The sequence below is a fragment of the Actinomyces sp. oral taxon 180 str. F0310 genome (genome assembly GCF_000185285.1).
GTDB lineage: Bacteria > Actinomycetota > Actinomycetes > Actinomycetales > Actinomycetaceae > Pauljensenia.
Map to the genome: position 1 here is coordinate 1812135 of NZ_GL622194.1, position 16290 is coordinate 1828424.

12 protein-coding genes, 3 tRNA genes and 1 CRISPR repeat array are annotated in these 16290 nt (G+C 63.5%); of the genes, 8 read left to right on the forward strand and 7 right to left on the reverse strand.

The genetic code is table 11. From position 1 onward, the window contains the following. Positions 1-57 precede the first annotated feature (57 nt). Positions 58-1206 carry a phosphoribosylformylglycinamidine cyclo-ligase gene (gene purM / locus HMPREF9006_RS07705; RefSeq protein ID WP_009213039.1) on the forward strand — a complete coding sequence of 383 codons (1149 nt, stop codon included), beginning with the start codon at positions 58-60 and terminating at the stop codon, positions 1204-1206. Positions 1207-1325: 119 nt separating this feature from the next. Here purM and HMPREF9006_RS07710 read toward each other — a convergent pair whose 3' ends face one another. From HMPREF9006_RS07710 to HMPREF9006_RS07725, 4 genes are all read right to left on the reverse strand, one after another. After that, positions 1326-1604, reverse strand: a complete 279-nt coding sequence (locus tag HMPREF9006_RS07710; RefSeq protein ID WP_009213040.1) for a DUF3073 domain-containing protein — start codon at positions 1602-1604, stop codon at positions 1326-1328. 242 nt (positions 1605-1846) lie between these two features. After that, positions 1847-2287, reverse strand: coding sequence for a DUF3618 domain-containing protein (locus tag HMPREF9006_RS07715; protein WP_009213041.1), 441 nt, complete (start codon positions 2285-2287; stop codon positions 1847-1849). Continuing rightward, a complete protein-coding gene (locus HMPREF9006_RS07720) occupies positions 2284-2733 on the reverse strand; it encodes a phage holin family protein (RefSeq protein WP_009213042.1) in 450 nt (149 codons plus the stop codon). Before HMPREF9006_RS07720 ends, HMPREF9006_RS07715 begins: the two co-directional genes overlap by 4 nt. Positions 2734-2826: 93 nt before the next feature. Continuing rightward, positions 2827-4095, reverse strand: a complete 1269-nt coding sequence (locus HMPREF9006_RS07725; protein WP_009213043.1) for an ATP-binding cassette domain-containing protein — start codon at positions 4093-4095, stop codon at positions 2827-2829. Positions 4096-4361: 266 nt separating this feature from the next. On the opposite strand from HMPREF9006_RS07725, the gene cas9 reads away from it, so the two are divergent. The 4 genes from cas9 (at position 4362) to HMPREF9006_RS07750 (ending at position 11027) form a co-directional block, all read left to right on the forward strand. Further along, positions 4362-7808, forward strand: coding sequence for a type II CRISPR RNA-guided endonuclease Cas9 (gene cas9 / locus HMPREF9006_RS10440; RefSeq protein ID WP_198002552.1), 3447 nt, complete (start codon positions 4362-4364; stop codon positions 7806-7808). A 4-nt stretch (positions 7809-7812) separates the two neighbouring features. Next, positions 7813-8730 carry a type II CRISPR-associated endonuclease Cas1 gene (gene cas1, locus HMPREF9006_RS07740; RefSeq protein WP_009213045.1) on the forward strand — a complete coding sequence of 306 codons (918 nt, stop codon included), beginning with the start codon at positions 7813-7815 and terminating at the stop codon, positions 8728-8730. 1 nt (position 8731) lies between these two features. Beyond that, positions 8732-9052 (forward strand): CRISPR-associated endonuclease Cas2, encoded by a 321-nt coding sequence (cas2, locus tag HMPREF9006_RS07745; RefSeq protein ID WP_009213046.1) that lies wholly within the window; start codon positions 8732-8734, stop codon positions 9050-9052. Between the two features lie 49 nt (positions 9053-9101). Then, a CRISPR array of direct repeats spans positions 9102-10417; the repeat unit is 36 nt; unit sequence CAGTATATCAAAGGGGAGTGGTGATTGATTCCCAGC. A gap of 319 nt (positions 10418-10736) precedes the next feature. After that, the gene (locus HMPREF9006_RS07750; RefSeq protein ID WP_009213047.1) at positions 10737-11027 is read left to right on the forward strand and encodes a hypothetical protein; all 291 of its coding nucleotides are present in this window, start codon (positions 10737-10739) and stop codon (positions 11025-11027) included. Between the two features lie 225 nt (positions 11028-11252). Here the strand turns inward: HMPREF9006_RS07750 and HMPREF9006_RS07755 are convergent. The 3 genes from HMPREF9006_RS07755 to HMPREF9006_RS07765 form a co-directional block, all read right to left on the reverse strand. Then, a tRNA-Phe gene (locus HMPREF9006_RS07755) sits at positions 11253-11328 on the reverse strand. A gap of 28 nt (positions 11329-11356) precedes the next feature. Next, positions 11357-11430, reverse strand: a tRNA-Asp gene (locus HMPREF9006_RS07760). Between the two features lie 50 nt (positions 11431-11480). Beyond that, positions 11481-11556, reverse strand: a tRNA-Glu gene (locus HMPREF9006_RS07765). A 164-nt stretch (positions 11557-11720) separates the two neighbouring features. Between HMPREF9006_RS07765 and HMPREF9006_RS07770 the strand changes: the two genes are divergently transcribed. The 3 genes from HMPREF9006_RS07770 to HMPREF9006_RS07780 all read left to right on the forward strand — a co-directional run bounded on the left by HMPREF9006_RS07770 (position 11721) and on the right by HMPREF9006_RS07780 (position 16187). Beyond that, positions 11721-14810, forward strand: coding sequence for a mechanosensitive ion channel domain-containing protein (locus HMPREF9006_RS07770; RefSeq protein ID WP_009213048.1), 3090 nt, complete (start codon positions 11721-11723; stop codon positions 14808-14810). 115 nt (positions 14811-14925) lie between these two features. Continuing rightward, positions 14926-15330: a peptide-methionine (R)-S-oxide reductase MsrB gene (gene msrB / locus HMPREF9006_RS07775; protein ID WP_009213049.1), complete on the forward strand. Its 405-nt coding sequence runs from the start codon at positions 14926-14928 to the stop codon at positions 15328-15330. Beyond that, positions 15327-16187: an EamA family transporter gene (locus tag HMPREF9006_RS07780; protein WP_009213050.1), complete on the forward strand. Its 861-nt coding sequence runs from the start codon at positions 15327-15329 to the stop codon at positions 16185-16187. Before msrB ends, HMPREF9006_RS07780 begins: the two co-directional genes overlap by 4 nt. Positions 16188-16290 lie beyond the last annotated feature (103 nt).

The following is a 16290-nucleotide window of genomic DNA, read 5'->3' on the forward strand; positions in this document are numbered from 1 at the left end:
CGACCCGACAACACCGACACGGCCTCGTCCGGCGCCCACCTTCGAAAGGCAGCACCCATGAACGACACCCCCCTTGACTACGCGTCCGCCGGAGTGGACACCGCCGCCGGTGACCGCGCCGTCGAACTCATGAAGAGCGCGGTGGCCGCCACCCACGACCCGACCGTCCTGGGGGCGACCGGTGGCTTTGCTGGAATGATCGACGCCTCCGCCCTGCTGGGCATGAAGCGGCCCCTCCTGGCAACCTCAACGGATGGCGTGGGCACCAAGATCGCGATTGCGCGGGCGATGGACGTGCACGACACGATCGGCCAGGACCTGGTCGGCATGGTGGTCGACGACATCGTCGTGATCGGAGCGCGCCCGCTGCTCATGACGGACTACATCGCGTGCGGTCACGTGGTCCCCGAGCGCATCGCCTCGATCGTGACCGGCATCGCTCGGGCGTGCGAGGCCACGGGCACTCCGCTCGTCGGCGGCGAGACCGCCGAGCACCCCGGCGTCATGGAGGCCGACGACTACGACATCGCGGGCGCGGCGACGGGCGTCGTTGACGCCTCCGCCCTGCTGGGGCCCGAGCGGGTGAGCGAGGACGACGTCGTCATCGCGATGGCTTCCTCGGGACTGCACTCGAACGGCTACTCCCTGGTTCGCTCGGTCCTGGCCCGCACGGGAGCGCCGCTGGAGGGGCACGTCGACGAGTTCGGCCGCACCCTCGGCGAGGAGCTCCTGGAGCCGACGCGCCTGTACACGCGCCTGTGCCTGGAGCTGGTCGAGCGTTTCGGTGTCGAGGGCATTCACGCCTACTCCCACGTGACGGGCGGTGGGCTCGGCGCGAACCTGTCTCGCGTGCTCCCGGTCAGTGCGGTCGCGACCGTCGATCGCTCCTCCTGGATCGTGCCCCCCGTCTTCGATTGGGTGCGTCGCGGGGGTGACGTCGCCTGGGTGGGAATGGAGGACTCCCTCAACCTCGGTGTCGGCATGGTCGCGGTGGTGTCGGCGGCGGTCGCCAGCGAGGTCGTGGGTGCCATCAACGAGGCCGGGGTTGACGCGTGGATCCTGGGGTGCGTCGCCTCCCGGATGCCCGACGGGGAGATCGTCGCTTGTGGCGGGGGCGGTGGAGCTGAGGACGCGCGCCTCATCTCGGGCACGAAGGGCGTGAAGGCGGGGGCGGTGCTGCTGCACGGCTCATACCGCGTGGGCTGAGGGCGAAGGGGCGAGGCCTTGGAGGCGCGGTCTCGGCCCTTCGGCCCAGGGTGCTCCCGGGGCGAGGCGGGCACGCCGAAGCGGCGGACCGGTGCGGGCCCGCCGGTGTGCTTCAGCCGTTACTTGGTGGAGGATCCGCCCGTCCAGAAGGACTCATCGAGCTGCTTCGGGTCGATGTCGTCGTCCTCTGCCGGGATGTTCGCGAAGTCGGCGTACTTGGAGTAGAGGTCGTCGTCGATTGCATCGTCCTCTTCGGGCTCGTCAGCCGCGGCGTTTGCCGCGTACGAGTCCTCGTCCGCCAGCTCTCGCTGAAGTGCGTGTAGGTCGGTGTCGGGGCTGAAGTACTTCAGCTTCCGAGCGACTTTCATCTGCTTAGCCTTTTGACGGCCGCGCCCCATGGCGTCGACCCCCTCCGCGTCGTTCGGGTCCGCATCAAGCGGTTCCCTGGGTGTTCAAAGTGTTTCGTGGGACCATCATAGCTAATGACGGGCCTTGACCCCACCTTGGATCGGATTTTGCGCGCACAGCGGAGCGAGGACAGCCGATGGGAGGCCCGTCAAGCCGCGGAAACGCGCCCGGAGGCGTCCCGTCTGTGAGCGCCCTTACGTCGGGTCGCCTCGGCGGGCGGGTCGCCCGGTCGTCAGCTCTCCCGTGGGTCCTCGGCCGACGCGAGGAGTGAGAGCGCGAGAGTTGCCGCTTCGCGCGCGGAGCGACGTGCCTGGCGGCGGGAGCGCCTGGCGGGGCGGGTGACGAGCCACGCGATGACGCCGATCGCTCCGATGGTGGACAGGGCGGCGATGCCCACGCGCCGGAGCGCCTCCGTGTTACCTCCGGCCGCGTCCTGCAGCGTGAGGGCAGCGCTCTCCTTGAAGCGGGCGAAGCGGGTGGTTGCGCTTTCCTTGACCTCCTGTGCGAGGGCGGCGGGCTGGACGCGGGCGTAGAGCTGGTCGATCGTGGAGGCCAGTTCGGCGCGCTGACGCTCAAGGTCCGCGGCGATCTGCGCCTCGGAGCGCGGCTCGGCCGCCTGCTGAGAGGTGGCGGCGCCGACACTGACGTTGCGCGGGTCGAGGTTGGTGCTCACTTCCCCAGTCCCTTCTCGATGGCTTCCTTGGTCGCGGCGACGGACGCGGCAGGGTCCGGCCGGTGCTCCTGTGCGTTCTCGAGGGAGCGCTTGCCCAAGAGTGCGAGCACCAGGACGATCACGAGGAGGATGGCGACGATGATGAGGGAGGAGGCCCAGGCGGGCAGCACCAGGGCCAGGAGGATCTCGGCAGTGTGCAGCGCCCAGCCCAGCAGGAAGAGGGCGAAGACTGCGGCGCTGACCAGCAGGGCCGCCCCCTTGCCGCTCTTGGACGCGAAGGAACGAAGCTTCGTCTTGTTGAGCTCGATCTCGTCGCGCACGATGCCGGAGATCTGGCTGGTGACGGACGCGAAGAGGGTGCCGATGCTGGGCTTAGCCGCGGCGCCGCCGGGAGCGGGGTCAGAGGGCGGGGGGTACTGCCCGGGCTGGGGGGTGGGCTGTGTCATGGGGGCTCCTGCGCATGCGGACGTCACGAGGCGCTGCCTCGCCTGATACGCCTAGTGTCTCATGAAGGATGGTTGCTCGCAGTGACCTGTGCGCTACTCCCTGGGCGCGATGGAACCGGGCAGGTCGGAGAGGATCTTGCGGGCGCGAACCACCAGCTCGGACACCTCGGGTTCGGCCAGGGTCGGGTCCTCCGCCTCGACAATGGGAATGCCGCGCATCGCTGTTTCGGTGCGCGGCTCGTCGACGCCCACCGTTCCGGTTGCCTCGGTGTCCGCGACGGGAACGTCCTCGGCGGCCTCGGGGTCGAAGCCCCGTAGAGGTGCCTCGGCGTCGGTGCGGGAGGGGGAGGCGCTCTGGGCCCGGGCGTGCTTGGCCTCGTCGGCGGAGGAGGCGGCGGTGAGGGCGCGGAGGACCTGCGGGTCCTCGGGGTTGGCCTCCAGGGAGGTGGAGATCAGCTCGATAGAGGGACCGGGCGCGTCGAGGGCGACGTGGCCGTTCGTGAGGAGGATCGCGCGGTCGGCGGCGGCCGCGACCTGAGGGTCTGGCGTGGACAGGACGACGGCGCACCCCGCCGAGGCGAGGCCGCGCAGTAGGCGGTCGAAGCCGGGGCGGTCGGCCTCGGGCAGGGACGTGGGGTCTTCGACGAGGAAGACCTCGGCCCCGGAGACGATCGCGCGCGCGATGAGCGCCTTGATGTGCTCCCACGGCGAAAGCTGGGAGGGGCGCAGGTCGACGCGCTGGGCCAGGTCGGTGATCTGGAGGGCGCCCACGAGGTTGTCCCAGTCGGCCACGGAGCCGGTCGCTGAGAGGGGGGCCAGGATGTTCTGGCGGATCGTCAGGGACTCGTCCAGGGGCGAGTCGGCTCGGATCAGCGCGACCGAACCGATGCGGCCGGCCAGGCGCGCCGAAAGGGAACGGGACGGGGCGGCGACGATGCGACCGGCCTGCGGCTCCTCGAGCCCCGCCAGGATGAGGAAGAGGGCCCGGGCGCGTCGGCCCGTCGGATCCAGGATGGCGCTCAGCGTGCGCGCGCGGAACCCCAGATCGATGCCCGCCAGGAGGAGCGCGCCCGACTCGTGGTCCGTGTAGGTCACGCCCAGGCCCGCGACCTGGACGCGTCCGCCGCGCCCCTTCGCGGCAAACGAGCGGCGGGAGCGATACCACGGGCGAGGCTCGGCCGCGGGCGCGCGGGACGGGAACGGGGCGAGGGCGCCCTCGGCGGGCGAGGCCTTGACCTCCTCGGAGGCACCCGCCCCCGCGGCGGAGGCGGGCTGGGCGTCAGCGGGCCCAGCGGCAAACGTCAGGTCGGCCGGCTCCTGGTCTTTGATACCGTGCAGGTTCTCACGCGAGTCATTCGACATGACCCCATTCTTTCAGCATCGTGTCGATTGTGCCGTAATGGCGCGCGGGAGGGGGTGGGGTGGACGGGCGGACAAGTGCCGCACGAAGTGGCTTGCGTCTCGTGTCGTGCGGTGCTATGCTGTAAGCGATTGATTCTCAGTAAGAGCCGACTCGTTAGCGGCTCCGAATGCTCCACTGCATCGCAGTAATCCGGGTTCCTCCAAGCGAGGAACCCGGATTTTTTGAAACGCACGCGGATTCGTGTGCGTTGTGCCACCATGGGTGTATGACTTACGCAGCAAATGACAAAGCTATCCGCTACCGTGTCGGCATTGACGTCGGCCTGAGGTCCATCGGCTTCTGTGCTGTCGAGGTTGACGATGAAGACCATCCGATTCGAATACTGAACTCCGTTGTTCACGTTCATGATGCAGGAACTGGTGGTCCAGGTGAGACAGAGAGTCTGCGTAAGCGCTCGGGTGTCGCAGCACGGGCGCGTCGTAGGGGGCGAGCTGAGAAACAACGTCTGAAGAAGCTTGATGTTCTGCTAGAGGAACTTGGGTGGGGAGTCTCGTCGAACGAATTGCTGGATTCGCACGCGCCTTGGCATATTAGGAAGCGGCTTGTCAGTGAGTACATTGAGGACGAGACCGAGCGTCGACAGTGTCTGTCGGTCGCGATGGCTCACATTGCTCGACATCGTGGGTGGCGTAACTCGTTTAGCAAAGTAGACACCCTCCTGTTGGAACAGGCACCCAGTGATCGCATGCAAGGTCTGAAAGAACGCGTTGAGGACCGAACAGGGCTTCAATTTTCAGAAGAGGTGACCCAAGGTGAGCTTGTTGCGACGCTGTTGGAACACGATGGAGACGTCACTATTCGTGGCTTCGTGCGTAAGGGAGGAAAAGCGACAAAAGTGCATGGTGTACTTGAGGGGAAGTACATGCAGTCTGACCTTGTTGCTGAACTCCGTCAAATATGTCGCACACAACGAGTGTCAGAAACGACTTTCGAAAAGCTGGTACTCTCGATCTTTCATTCGAAAGAACCTGCTCCCAGTGCAGCACGCCAGCGTGAACGAGTCGGTTTAGATGAGCTGCAGCTCGCGCTTGATCCCGCGGCCAAACAGCCGCGTGCCGAACGAGCACATCCCGCATTTCAGAAGTTCAAAGTGGTTGCAACGCTTGCAAACATGCGCATTAGGGAGCAGTCAGCTGGCGAGCGCTCACTAACGAGCGAAGAACTCAATAGGGTAGCGCGATATCTCCTCAATCATACTGAGTCTGAATCACCTACGTGGGACGATGTCGCACGCAAGCTAGAGGTGCCGCGTCATAGGCTACGCGGTTCCTCGCGTGCCTCATTGGAGACTGGTGGTGGGCTCACTTATCCACCAGTCGATGACACAACGGTGAGAGTAATGAGCGCGGAAGTCGATTGGTTGGCCGACTGGTGGGACTGTGCGAATGACGAGTCACGTGGACATATGATCGACGCGATCTCTAATGGTTGTGGCTCAGAACCGGATGATGTTGAGGATGAAGAAGTCAACGAGCTCATATCCAGCGCCACGGCCGAAGATATGCTCAAGTTGGAGTTGCTTGCGAAAAAGCTGCCGTCGGGCAGGGTGGCATACTCGTTGAAAACTCTCCGGGAGGTCACTGCTGCCATCCTTGAGACGGGTGACGACTTGTCTCAGGCCATCACTCGTCTGTACGGAGTAGATCCAGGCTGGGTGCCTACCCCTGCGCCGATTGAAGCTCCAGTGGGAAATCCAAGTGTTGATCGCGTGCTGAAGCAAGTGGCGCGTTGGCTGAAGTTTGCCAGCAAACGTTGGGGAGTGCCCCAAACGGTGAATATTGAGCATACTCGTGAAGGCCTGAAGTCTGCGTCTCTTCTGGAGGAAGAGCGAGAACGATGGGAAAGGTTTGAAGCCCGTCGTGAAATCCGACAAAAAGAGATGTACAAGCGATTGGGCATCAGTGGACCTTTTAGGCGAAGTGATCAGGTTCGATACGAAATTCTTGACCTGCAGGATTGTGCGTGTCTCTATTGTGGGAACGAGATAAACTTCCAGACGTTTGAGGTTGATCATATTATTCCGCGCGTCGATGCGTCGTCGGATAGCCGGAGAACTAACCTGGCCGCGGTATGTCACTCATGTAATAGTGCTAAAGGTGGGCTCGCATTTGGACAATGGGTGAAACGGGGCGACTGTCCGAGCGGAGTGAGTCTAGAAAACGCTATCAAGCGAGTGAGAAGCTGGAGTAAAGATCGCCTGGGCTTGACAGAAAAAGCGATGGGCAAGAGGAAGAGTGAGGTGATTAGTCGACTCAAGACTGAAATGCCATATGAAGAGTTTGACGGACGCTCAATGGAGTCAGTTGCTTGGATGGCCATCGAGCTAAAGAAGCGTATCGAAGGTTACTTTAATTCTGATCGTCCCGAAGGTTGTGCTGCGGTGCAAGTAAATGCCTACAGCGGGCGCCTGACTGCATGTGCGAGGCGAGCTGCTCATGTTGATAAGCGGGTTCGTCTGATTCGCCTGAAGGGCGATGACGGCCATCACAAGAATAGATTCGATCGGCGTAATCATGCAATGGATGCGCTCGTGATTGCACTGATGACTCCGGCAATTGCTCGGACCATTGCGGTTCGTGAAGATCGTCGGGAGGCGCAGCAGTTGACACGTGCTTTCGAGTCGTGGAAGAACTTCCTCGGCTCGGAAGAGAGGATGCAGGACCGTTGGGAATCTTGGATTGGTGACGTCGAGTATGCATGTGATCGATTGAACGAACTTATCGATGCCGACAAGATCCCGGTCACTGAGAACCTTCGACTCCGAAACTCGGGAAAGCTGCATGCCGATCAGCCAGAAAGCTTGAAGAAAGCGAGAAGGGGATCGAAGCGTCCGCGCCCTCAACGCTATGTTCTTGGTGATGCGCTTCCAGCCGACGTGATCAACCGAGTAACTGATCCAGGACTATGGACTGCTCTTGTACGTGCACCGGGGTTTGATAGCCAACTAGGTTTGCCAGCAGATCTAAACAGGGGCCTGAAGCTCCGTGGCAAGCGAATCTCGGCTGATTTCCCGATCGATTACTTTCCGACCGATTCACCTGCTCTCGCTGTTCAAGGAGGATACGTCGGTCTGGAGTTCCATCATGCTCGCCTGTACCGGATCATAGGGCCGAAGGAGAAAGTGAAGTATGCGTTGCTGCGTGTCTGTGCTATTGATCTCTGCGGAATTGACTGCGACGATCTATTTGAGGTCGAGTTGAAACCATCGAGCATAAGTATGAGGACCGCAGATGCAAAACTCAAGGAGGCTATGGGAAATGGTAGTGCCAAACAGATAGGCTGGCTTGTCCTGGGAGACGAGATTCAGATCGATCCTACAAAGTTTCCCAAGCAGTCCATCGGAAAGTTTCTCAAGGAGTGTGGTCCTGTATCAAGCTGGAGAGTTTCGGCATTAGATACCCCATCAAAGATCACGCTAAAACCCCGATTACTTTCGAATGAACCTTTGCTGAAAACATCGCGTGTAGGCGGGCATGAAAGCGACCTCGTAGTTGCCGAGTGTGTTGAGAAGATCATGAAGAAGACGGGCTGGGTCGTTGAAATCAATGCTTTGTGTCAGTCGGGTTTGATTCGTGTTATCCGACGCAACGCTCTCGGTGAGGTTCGCACATCGCCAAAGTCTGGCCTTCCTATCAGTCTGAACTTGAGGTAGTGACATGAACTCGCAGTGGCGTGTGATCGACCTGTGTGGTTTCGAAGGTACACTACGTTCGACGCGTGGTGGGGTTGAGGTGTGCGCTCAGGAGGGATTGCCAACGACTATTCCCGTCGCTGAGCTCGCGGTTGTCCTGGTTGGCATGAAGGTGAACCTGAGCGCCGCTGTTCTGCATCGTCTGGCCGAGGCTGATGTCGCGGTTCTCTTCTGTGACTGGAGAGGTATTCCGGAGGGGGGCTGCTACTCGTGGTCTGATCACGGGCGAGTGGCAGCCCGTCACCGTGCCCAGGCGGAGGTCACTCTTCCGCGAAAGAAGAACGCGTGGGCGCGTCTCATTAGGGCGAAAATCGAGGGGCAAGCCTCGGTTCTCGAGAACATCAAGATTCGCGGTAGTGGTGAACTGCTCGCGCTTGCGGATCAGGTGCGGTCTGGGGATCCGGGAAACATTGAGGCGCAGGCGGCTCGTCTGTACTGGTCGCGTACTCTCGGTAAGGGAGTGGGACGTCAACCTGCGGCGGGGCAGTTGATTGGCGCGAATGCGTGTCTGGACTACGGGTACTCGGTGTTGCGTGGACATTTGATGAGGGCCGTTTTGGCGGCTGGTCTTGCTCCTGCGCTCGGAGTTTTCCACCGTGGCCGGGGCAACGCATTTGCGCTTGCTGATGACCTGATCGAGCCGTTTAGGCCCGCGATCGATGAGGTTGCTTTGCAGCTTCCTCCCACGGCGTCGCCTTCGGATCGTTCAGTGAAGCAGCTTCTAGTAGCGGCAGCGTCGCAACGGTTTGATGGGGATGGACACGGAATCCCTGCCGTTGCTGAAGCGCTTGCTCAGTCTTTTGGGCGATACGTGGAGGGTGACATCGACCGTTTGTGCGTGTTGGCGTGGCAGGGGCCGTCGTCCGTGGCTGTGGAGGATTGAGATGGCGGACGATCCAATGTGGTGTCTGGTTATGTTCGACCTACCGGTGGAGACGAAGAAGCAGCGTCGTGAGGCGACACGGTTCCGGCATGATCTGTTGGATTGGGGCTTCTCGATGGTCCAGTTCAGCGTGTATGTGAAGTATTGGCCGACTGGTGGCCAGGATCATGCGACGTTGCGGGCGATTAAGACTCACCTGCCGGAGGGTGGCCAGGTTCGGATGTTGGCGTTGACGGATCGTCAGTGGGCAACGGGGCTCCGTTTTGAGAACGCGAAGCCTCGGAAGGAAGCTGGAAGCCCCGAACAGCTCATGATTTTCTAACGAAGATCCCCTGGTTTTCCGCTGTATTTCAAGGAAAACCAGGGGATCTCAGTATATCAAAGGGGAGTGGTGATTGATTCCCAGCCATTCCTTATCCACCCACTCCTCTGAAGCAGTATATCAAAGGGGAGTGGTGATTGATTCCCAGCAGGCGGATGCCCTCGTTCTTGTCGGTGACAGTATATCAAAGGGGAGTGGTGATTGATTCCCAGCAGCGTCAGGACCGGGATACGGCCGACATCAGTATATCAAAGGGGAGTGGTGATTGATTCCCAGCGGACTCCAGCGTGAGGCGGCTCACGTCTCAGTATATCAAAGGGGAGTGGTGATTGATTCCCAGCTGGAGCCACCCGACGACGGTGTTGACGGCAGTATATCAAAGGGGAGTGGTGATTGATTCCCAGCACATAGGCCGGGGGCCAGGCGTCACCCGCAGTATATCAAAGGGGAGTGGTGATTGATTCCCAGCCGATGGGTGTGAGTATGTCAGTCATTGGCAGTATATCAAAGGGGAGTGGTGATTGATTCCCAGCTGGATGACGGCGCGGCGCGTGGTGCGGTCAGTATATCAAAGGGGAGTGGTGATTGATTCCCAGCGGCGAGGTGGTCATGCGAGGGCCTTTGCCAGTATATCAAAGGGGAGTGGTGATTGATTCCCAGCTCTATGTCAACATCCTTGCTCGGATAGCCAGTATATCAAAGGGGAGTGGTGATTGATTCCCAGCCGGACTGTAGCGCCCGGGTCGGTGGCGCCAGTATATCAAAGGGGAGTGGTGATTGATTCCCAGCCGACCCGCAAACTGCAGGTCACGCAGGCCAGTATATCAAAGGGGAGTGGTGATTGATTCCCAGCGCAACCTCGAGAGGGATCACGCCGTCGGCAGTATATCAAAGGGGAGTGGTGATTGATTCCCAGCCCCCCATCGGCGTCGGCGAGGACGGCACCAGTATATCAAAGGGGAGTGGTGATTGATTCCCAGCCCGGCCTTGATGGTGGCGTCGACGGGTTCAGTATATCAAAGGGGAGTGGTGATTGATTCCCAGCTGCGTCGTCGCAACGCTTGCGTGCCCGACAGTATATCAAAGGGGAGTGGTGATTGATTCCCAGCTGGACCAGCTGGGTCACCTCACCCGCGCCAGTATATCAAAGGGGAGTGGTGATTGATTCCCAGCCCGGTGGTGAGGATTCCCCACGCCGACTCAGTATATCAAAGGGGAGTGGTGATTGATTCCCAGCCGAGAGTTTCGCGAGATGCGTCGCCGCACAGTATATCAAAGGGGGGTGGTGATTGATTCCCAGCTACTCACGGCGTTCGCCTGGAAACTTTGCAGTATATCAAAGGGGGGTGGTGATTGATTCCCGGACAATTGGATACGTGTGCGTGTTGATGCGCAGTACATGCAAGGCGGCATATTGCTTATCTTCTTTTAGGGGTGTTAGGTGTAGCCAGTTTGAATGATCTGCATTTGCGATAGGGAATTGCAATTTGGGTGAAGATGTGAGTGTCAACACAATAGTGGCTTCTTGTCTCCCGGAGTGTGGTGTAGGCGGATGATCCGGCCCTCTCGTCTAGGAGAGGACGCTCGTCTCCCGTTGCTGTGGGCGATGCCCGCTTGCGCTGCCTGGTCATGTGTGTCTAAGTTGCTCGGCTTACTGATCGAACAACAAGGAGTGTGACAGGTGATGACCAGTAAAGCCTGGGTAGCCATCCACCCTCGGATCATCAAGGTTGGGAGCGTGTTTCGGCGGGAGGTGAACTCGGGGACCTGCGAGCTGTGCTTCGCCGAATGGACGGCTACGATCCGCGACGTCAGCTTCGGGCTGGACGCCGCCGACGGCGACTCCGCCACGGGGGCGATCAAGACGAGTCCCGAACTGTTGCCGGCTACCGTCGAGCACCTTTGCTCGGGGTGGTCGTCGCGTGAGCGGCAGCTCCTCGCTTTGCGCGCGACTTTCGGCGCGCGCCCGCGGTGAGCCTCGTTCACACCGGCACTACACCCGATCGGTATGCATAACACCCCTTCTGATCGGGTGCAACGTCCCCCAACGGGTGCAGCGTCCTATAATCCGCAACGATTGTGGTGGTACCGACGTCGACGAGGAGTGGTGAATCGGTCTGACGTGGTGGGGGTGGCGACGTGCCGGCGGCCTCGATCCCGGCGTAACAAAAAGCCCCGAAGCGTGAGCTTCGGGGCTAACTGGTGGCTCCGACCGGCGTCGATCCGGTGACCTTTCGATTTTCAGTCGAACGCTCTACCAACTGAGCTACAGAGCCAAGACCTGAACCGAAACGGTCTGGTCGGCGACCCCGACGGGACTTGAACCCGCGACCTCCGCCGTGACAGGGCGGCGCGCTAACCAACTGCGCTACGGGGCCTTACAACAGGTAAGACCTATTGAGTTATGCCGTTCACGTGCGCGACCGGCTGGTACCCCCAACGGGATTCGAACCCGTGTCGCCGCCGTGAAAGGGCGGTGTCCTAGGCCGCTAGACGATGGGGGCCTGTCTGGCCGTCGAACTGGCGTCCGAAGACGGGAGTTAGCTTAGGCAGAACCGGCCCCTCACGTCAAAACGGGGAGGCGTGACGCCTGACACATTACCTGATAAGGTTGGGTTCTCGCGGAACGTCCAGGATTTAACCAGGTAGCGGACCTACGCTTAACCGTATGACTATGACATCAGCACTTGGCCCCTTTGTGCAAGCCTCCTCCTCGCTCACGCAGGTGGTCGCAAGCCCACAGTCCGGGGCCGAGGTAGCGGTCGTGACCACCATCGACATCACGCTCCTCATCCTCGGCCCGATTCTCGGCGCCATCGTCGGCGTCGTCGTTTCGGTCGTCCTATCCGCCCTGGGGCGTAAGGCACTCGCCAAGTCGGCCACCGCCTCGTCGATCTTGAGACGGATACACCAGCCCGCCTACTTCACCTTCGCCGCCTGGGGAGCCTGGGTGGGCGAGGGGATCGCCCTGGTCAACCCCGGCCTCTCCGACTGGGAGGGCACCTCGGTCACCACCTTTCTTATGCACATCCTCCTCGTCGTCGGTCTGGCCTTCCTGACCTGGATGGCGTACGCGGCCGCCTGGGTGTTCGAGGACGCCGCAAAGGCTCGCCAGTCGGCCGACAAGGGGCGTTCGCGCCGCTTCGAAACGCAGGCGCAGGTCTTTCGCAGGCTGACCCAATCCATCATCGTCGGCGTCGGCATCGTGGCCATCATCGGCACCTTCGAGGCGGCCCGCCAAGCGATGACCACCCTCCTCGCGTCGGCTGGCCTCCTTTCCGTCATCGTTGGCCTCGCGGCACAGCAGACCCTCGGCAACGTCTTCGCCGGCCTCCAGTTGGCCTTCACCGATGCGATCCGTGTCGGCGATGTCGTCGTCGCCGGCGACAAGCAGGAAACCGGCTCCGTCGAGGAGATCACCCTGTCCTACGTCGTGGTGCGCATCTGGGACGAGCGACGCCTCATCGTTCCGTGCCGCTACTTCACCACCACGCCCTTCGAGAACTGGACGCGCCGCGCCGCCGCCCAGCTGGGGACGGTCGAACTCAAGCTTGACTGGACCGCCCCGATGAGCCTGATCCGCGCCAAGGTCGAGAACCTCCTGGACGCCACCGACCTGTGGGACGGGCGCACCTGGGGCGTCCAGATCACCGACTCCGACGAGTACACGGTCACGGTGCGGGTCCTCGTCTCGGCCAAGCACTCGGGCGCCCTGTCGGACTTGCGCGCCTACCTGCGCGAACAGCTCATCGCGTGGATCGTCACCGAAGAGCCGTGGGCGCGCCCCGCGCAACGCATCGAACCCCGCAAGACGGTCACCGTCGAATACGACAACAGTCGCGAACGCATCGCGCGTCTGGCCTCCGAGCTCGCCGGAATCTCCGGCGCGAACGAGACCGCGCCCACCACTGGTGCCCCCTCGCGAGGAGACGGGCGCGCAACGGCCGAATCCGCCACCGGCGGGGCGGCGTCCGCGGCACCCGGTGCTGCGGAGAACGACCCGCAGGCAGGAGTCCTCCACGATGCCGCCCACGCCGCACGCATGGTTGCCGCTCGCCGCAAAGCGAAGCGAGCCCGCCGGCGCGCCATGGCCGACCGCCAGCGTGCCCTCGCCGAAGGCGGCCACTCGCCGGATGAAACACAGGTCCTCTCCAAGTCCGCGCTGCGCAAGATCATTGAGGCTGCTGCCAGGCCCGCCCAGCAGGCCGCCCAGACCCGGCCCGCGCCTGCCGTCGGCCGGGGTGAGCGCTTCTTCTCGGGGTCAGCGGACGCCGACGAACGCGCCGCCGCCCTGGAAGGCCCCGGCGAGGAGGCATACGCCGAGCGTGAGGCCGATTCCCGCCGGGCCCGCGACCGTCGAGAGGGTAGAGGCGGCCGCGCCGCCCTCGATCCAGAGGTGACGACCGCGCTCGCTGCGGTCGGCGTCGAACCCGTCGATGCCGACGCCGCGGCCGCGAGCGGGGAGCCATGCGAACGCGAGGACAACGAGAACACCGCTCTGGCTCCCGCGAACGACGCCGTGACCGATCAGGCCGCGCCCGCAGACGAAAGCGATCCCGAGGCGGCGATCGGCGCAGAAGAGACGGTCGGCGACGAGACCGGCTCCGCCGCGGAGGCCCTCCGAGCACAGCCGTCCGCGCCCGAATCCGTCCCCGCGACGCGGGACGCCTCTCCCGCCGAGCCGGAGGATGGCGTCGACGAGTCCTCGACAAGGGCCTCCGAGAGGGACGGCGCGCCCCACCAGGCCGGACCTGCGGACGAGAGTGGCGAGGAGACGGTCGATGCCTCGCCCCAGGCGCCGACCTCGCCGGACCAGCAGGAGACCACGCCGATTCCCGCGCGCGAAACCTCCGTCAAGCACCCCGTCCAGGTGCCCCCGCCCGAGCGCACCGGCCGCCCCGTCATGACGGACACGGTGCAGGCGCTCAGCCCCGCCCTCGTCCCTCCGCCCGCCCCCACGCCCGCCGAGATGGCCGCGTCACGAGACGAGGCCGAGGACGCCGACCAGCCCGACGTTCACCCCGGCTGGTACGCAGTCGCCGAGGAGGCGCGCCTGGACGCCGAAACGCGCCCCACGCCGAGGATCACGCCGCAGCGCGTGTCCATCATGGACTTCTTCCCCTCCCCGGCCCCCGGTGAGCACGTCGCCGAGGCCCTGCGGGCCGAGGCCTCCCCCGCTGAGGAGCCGCACGAGGAGGCTCGCCCCGTCGGCGCCGCCTCCCCTGGGGAGGCGCAGGCCGGGGCGCGAGAGGAGGCCAGCAGCGCCCTCGCCGAGGCCGAGAGTGCGTCCGACGCCGACGCCGCGTCCTCGGAGGAACCGGATGCGGCTACCCCCAAGGATGAGCGCGCCGCCGACTCCACCGAGGTCCTCCCCGCGCTCGACACCACCCGGACCATGCCCGCCCTCGACGGCCAGCAAGCCCCGGAGGAACAACCCGCCCTCGACGACACGCTCATCATCCCCGCGTCGGCGGATCGGCAACCCCCCGGCAACGCGGCGTCTGCCCGCAAGACCCCGGCCAAGAAGTCGGGCGCCAGCAAGGGAGCCGCCAAGAAAGCGGACCCGGCGAAGGGGAGCGGTGCGAAAACACTGACAAAGAAGACCTCGGCCGCCGCGAAGGCCCCGGCCAAGAAGAGCACGGCGAAAAAGAGCACCGCGAAGAAGGCCCCGGCAAAGAAGGGCACCGCGAAGAAGAACACCGCCACAAAGAAGAGCGGCCAGAAGACCTCTAGCGCAAAGCCCGCAACCAACGAGTGACGGGGACCGGTGAGCGGGCGATGGCCTCGCCCGCGAGGCCCGCTCGAGGAAACCACGCCGCCCGTGCCGGCGCGCGAAACATGCGCAGGCGCGGGCGGCGCGGGACAATGGGAGCATGAGCAACACCGACCCCGCCGCCCGTACCGATGCCGAATGGAAGAGACTCCTCAGCCCCATGCGCTACCACGTGCTGCGCGAAGCTGGCACTGAGCGTCCCTTCACCGGTGAGCTCCTCGACGAGTCCCGGGTCGGCACCTACTCGTGCGCCGCCTGCGGATCAGCACTCTTCGATTCCGACACGAAGTTCGACTCGGCCTGCGGCTGGCCCTCCTTCTTCCAAGCCCACGAAGGCGCCACCACCGAGCGCGTTGACACGAGCCACGGCATGACACGAACCGAGGTGCGCTGCGCGACGTGTGGCTCCCACCTCGGCCACGTTTTCCCGGACGCCCCGGGACAACCCACCGGCATGCGCTACTGCATGAACTCCGCGGCTCTCACCTTCGCCCCGGCCCAGTGAGCGCGCCCGCTCCGCGTCCCGTCACCGACCGTATCCCGCCCCAGCTCTACATCGTCGGCTCCGGCCTCATCCAGTACGTGGGCGCGGCGCTCGCGGTCATCGCCTTCGCCTCCGTCGAACCGGCCTCCGTTGCGTGGTGGCGCGTCCTGACCGGCGCGGTCGTTCTCCTCGCCTGGAAACGCCCCTGGCGGGGTGGCCTTACGCGCTCCGACCTGGTGGTCTCCGCGCTCTTCGGCGTCATCATCGTGACCATGAACTCATCGTTCTACGAGTCGATCGCGCGCATCCCCCTGGGCACCGCCGTGTCCATCGAGTTCATCGGCCCCGTCGCCGTCGCCGTCATCCGAGGCCGTGGCTGGCGGCCGCGCATCGCCGCGGTCCTCGCGTTTGCGGGCGTTGCGTGCATCGGCGGGCTCGCCCTCGACCTGAGCGTGCCGAGTGCGCGCGTCGGCGTCGCCTGGATCCTCCTCGCGGCCCTCGCCTGGTCGGCCTACATCGTCGTCGGGCAGAAGGCATCGACCACGCGTGACGGGGTGACGAACCTGGCGCTCGGTTGCGCGTGGGGCACCCTGTTTTTCGCGCCCGTCCTTGGGCCGGGCGCGATCGCGGCCACGGTCTCGTGGAAGCTGATCGCGATCGTTATCGGCGTGGGTCTGCTGTCCACCGCGATTCCCTACACTTTCGAGGCGCTCGCGATGCGACGCCTGGCCGCGTCGACCTTCGCGCTGTTCGCCGCTATCCTGCCGGCCACGTCTGCCCTGGTCGGGGCCGTCATGCTGCGGCAGATTCCCGGCGTATTCGAGTTGATCGGCCTGGTCCTTGTGTCGGTTGCGGTCTGGCTGGCCTCGCGCGCGTAGGGACCGAGCAAAGGGCGCTGAGTGGGCATATTGCAATGAGGCGCGCGTACTGTATAGGTTGCGACGATCCCGATAGGGTATTGCGTTCTGGATTAGTAACCTA

Coding starts and splice junctions, on each gene's coding strand:
- HMPREF9006_RS07750 (WP_009213047.1), top strand. CDS start 10,737: ATGACCAGTAAAGCCTGGGTAGCCATCCACCCTCGGATCATCAAGGTT.
- cas9 (WP_198002552.1), top strand. CDS start 4,362: ATGACTTACGCAGCAAATGACAAAGCTATCCGCTACCGTGTCGGCATT.
- HMPREF9006_RS07720 (WP_009213042.1), bottom strand. CDS start 2,733: ATGACACAGCCCACCCCCCAGCCCGGGCAGTACCCCCCGCCCTCTGAC.
- cas2 (WP_009213046.1), top strand. CDS start 8,732: ATGGCGGACGATCCAATGTGGTGTCTGGTTATGTTCGACCTACCGGTG.
- HMPREF9006_RS07770 (WP_009213048.1), top strand. CDS start 11,721: ATGACTATGACATCAGCACTTGGCCCCTTTGTGCAAGCCTCCTCCTCG.
- HMPREF9006_RS07710 (WP_009213040.1), bottom strand. CDS start 1,604: ATGGGGCGCGGCCGTCAAAAGGCTAAGCAGATGAAAGTCGCTCGGAAG.
- HMPREF9006_RS07725 (WP_009213043.1), bottom strand. CDS start 4,095: ATGTCGAATGACTCGCGTGAGAACCTGCACGGTATCAAAGACCAGGAG.
- purM (WP_009213039.1), top strand. CDS start 58: ATGAACGACACCCCCCTTGACTACGCGTCCGCCGGAGTGGACACCGCC.
- cas1 (WP_009213045.1), top strand. CDS start 7,813: ATGAACTCGCAGTGGCGTGTGATCGACCTGTGTGGTTTCGAAGGTACA.
- msrB (WP_009213049.1), top strand. CDS start 14,926: ATGAGCAACACCGACCCCGCCGCCCGTACCGATGCCGAATGGAAGAGA.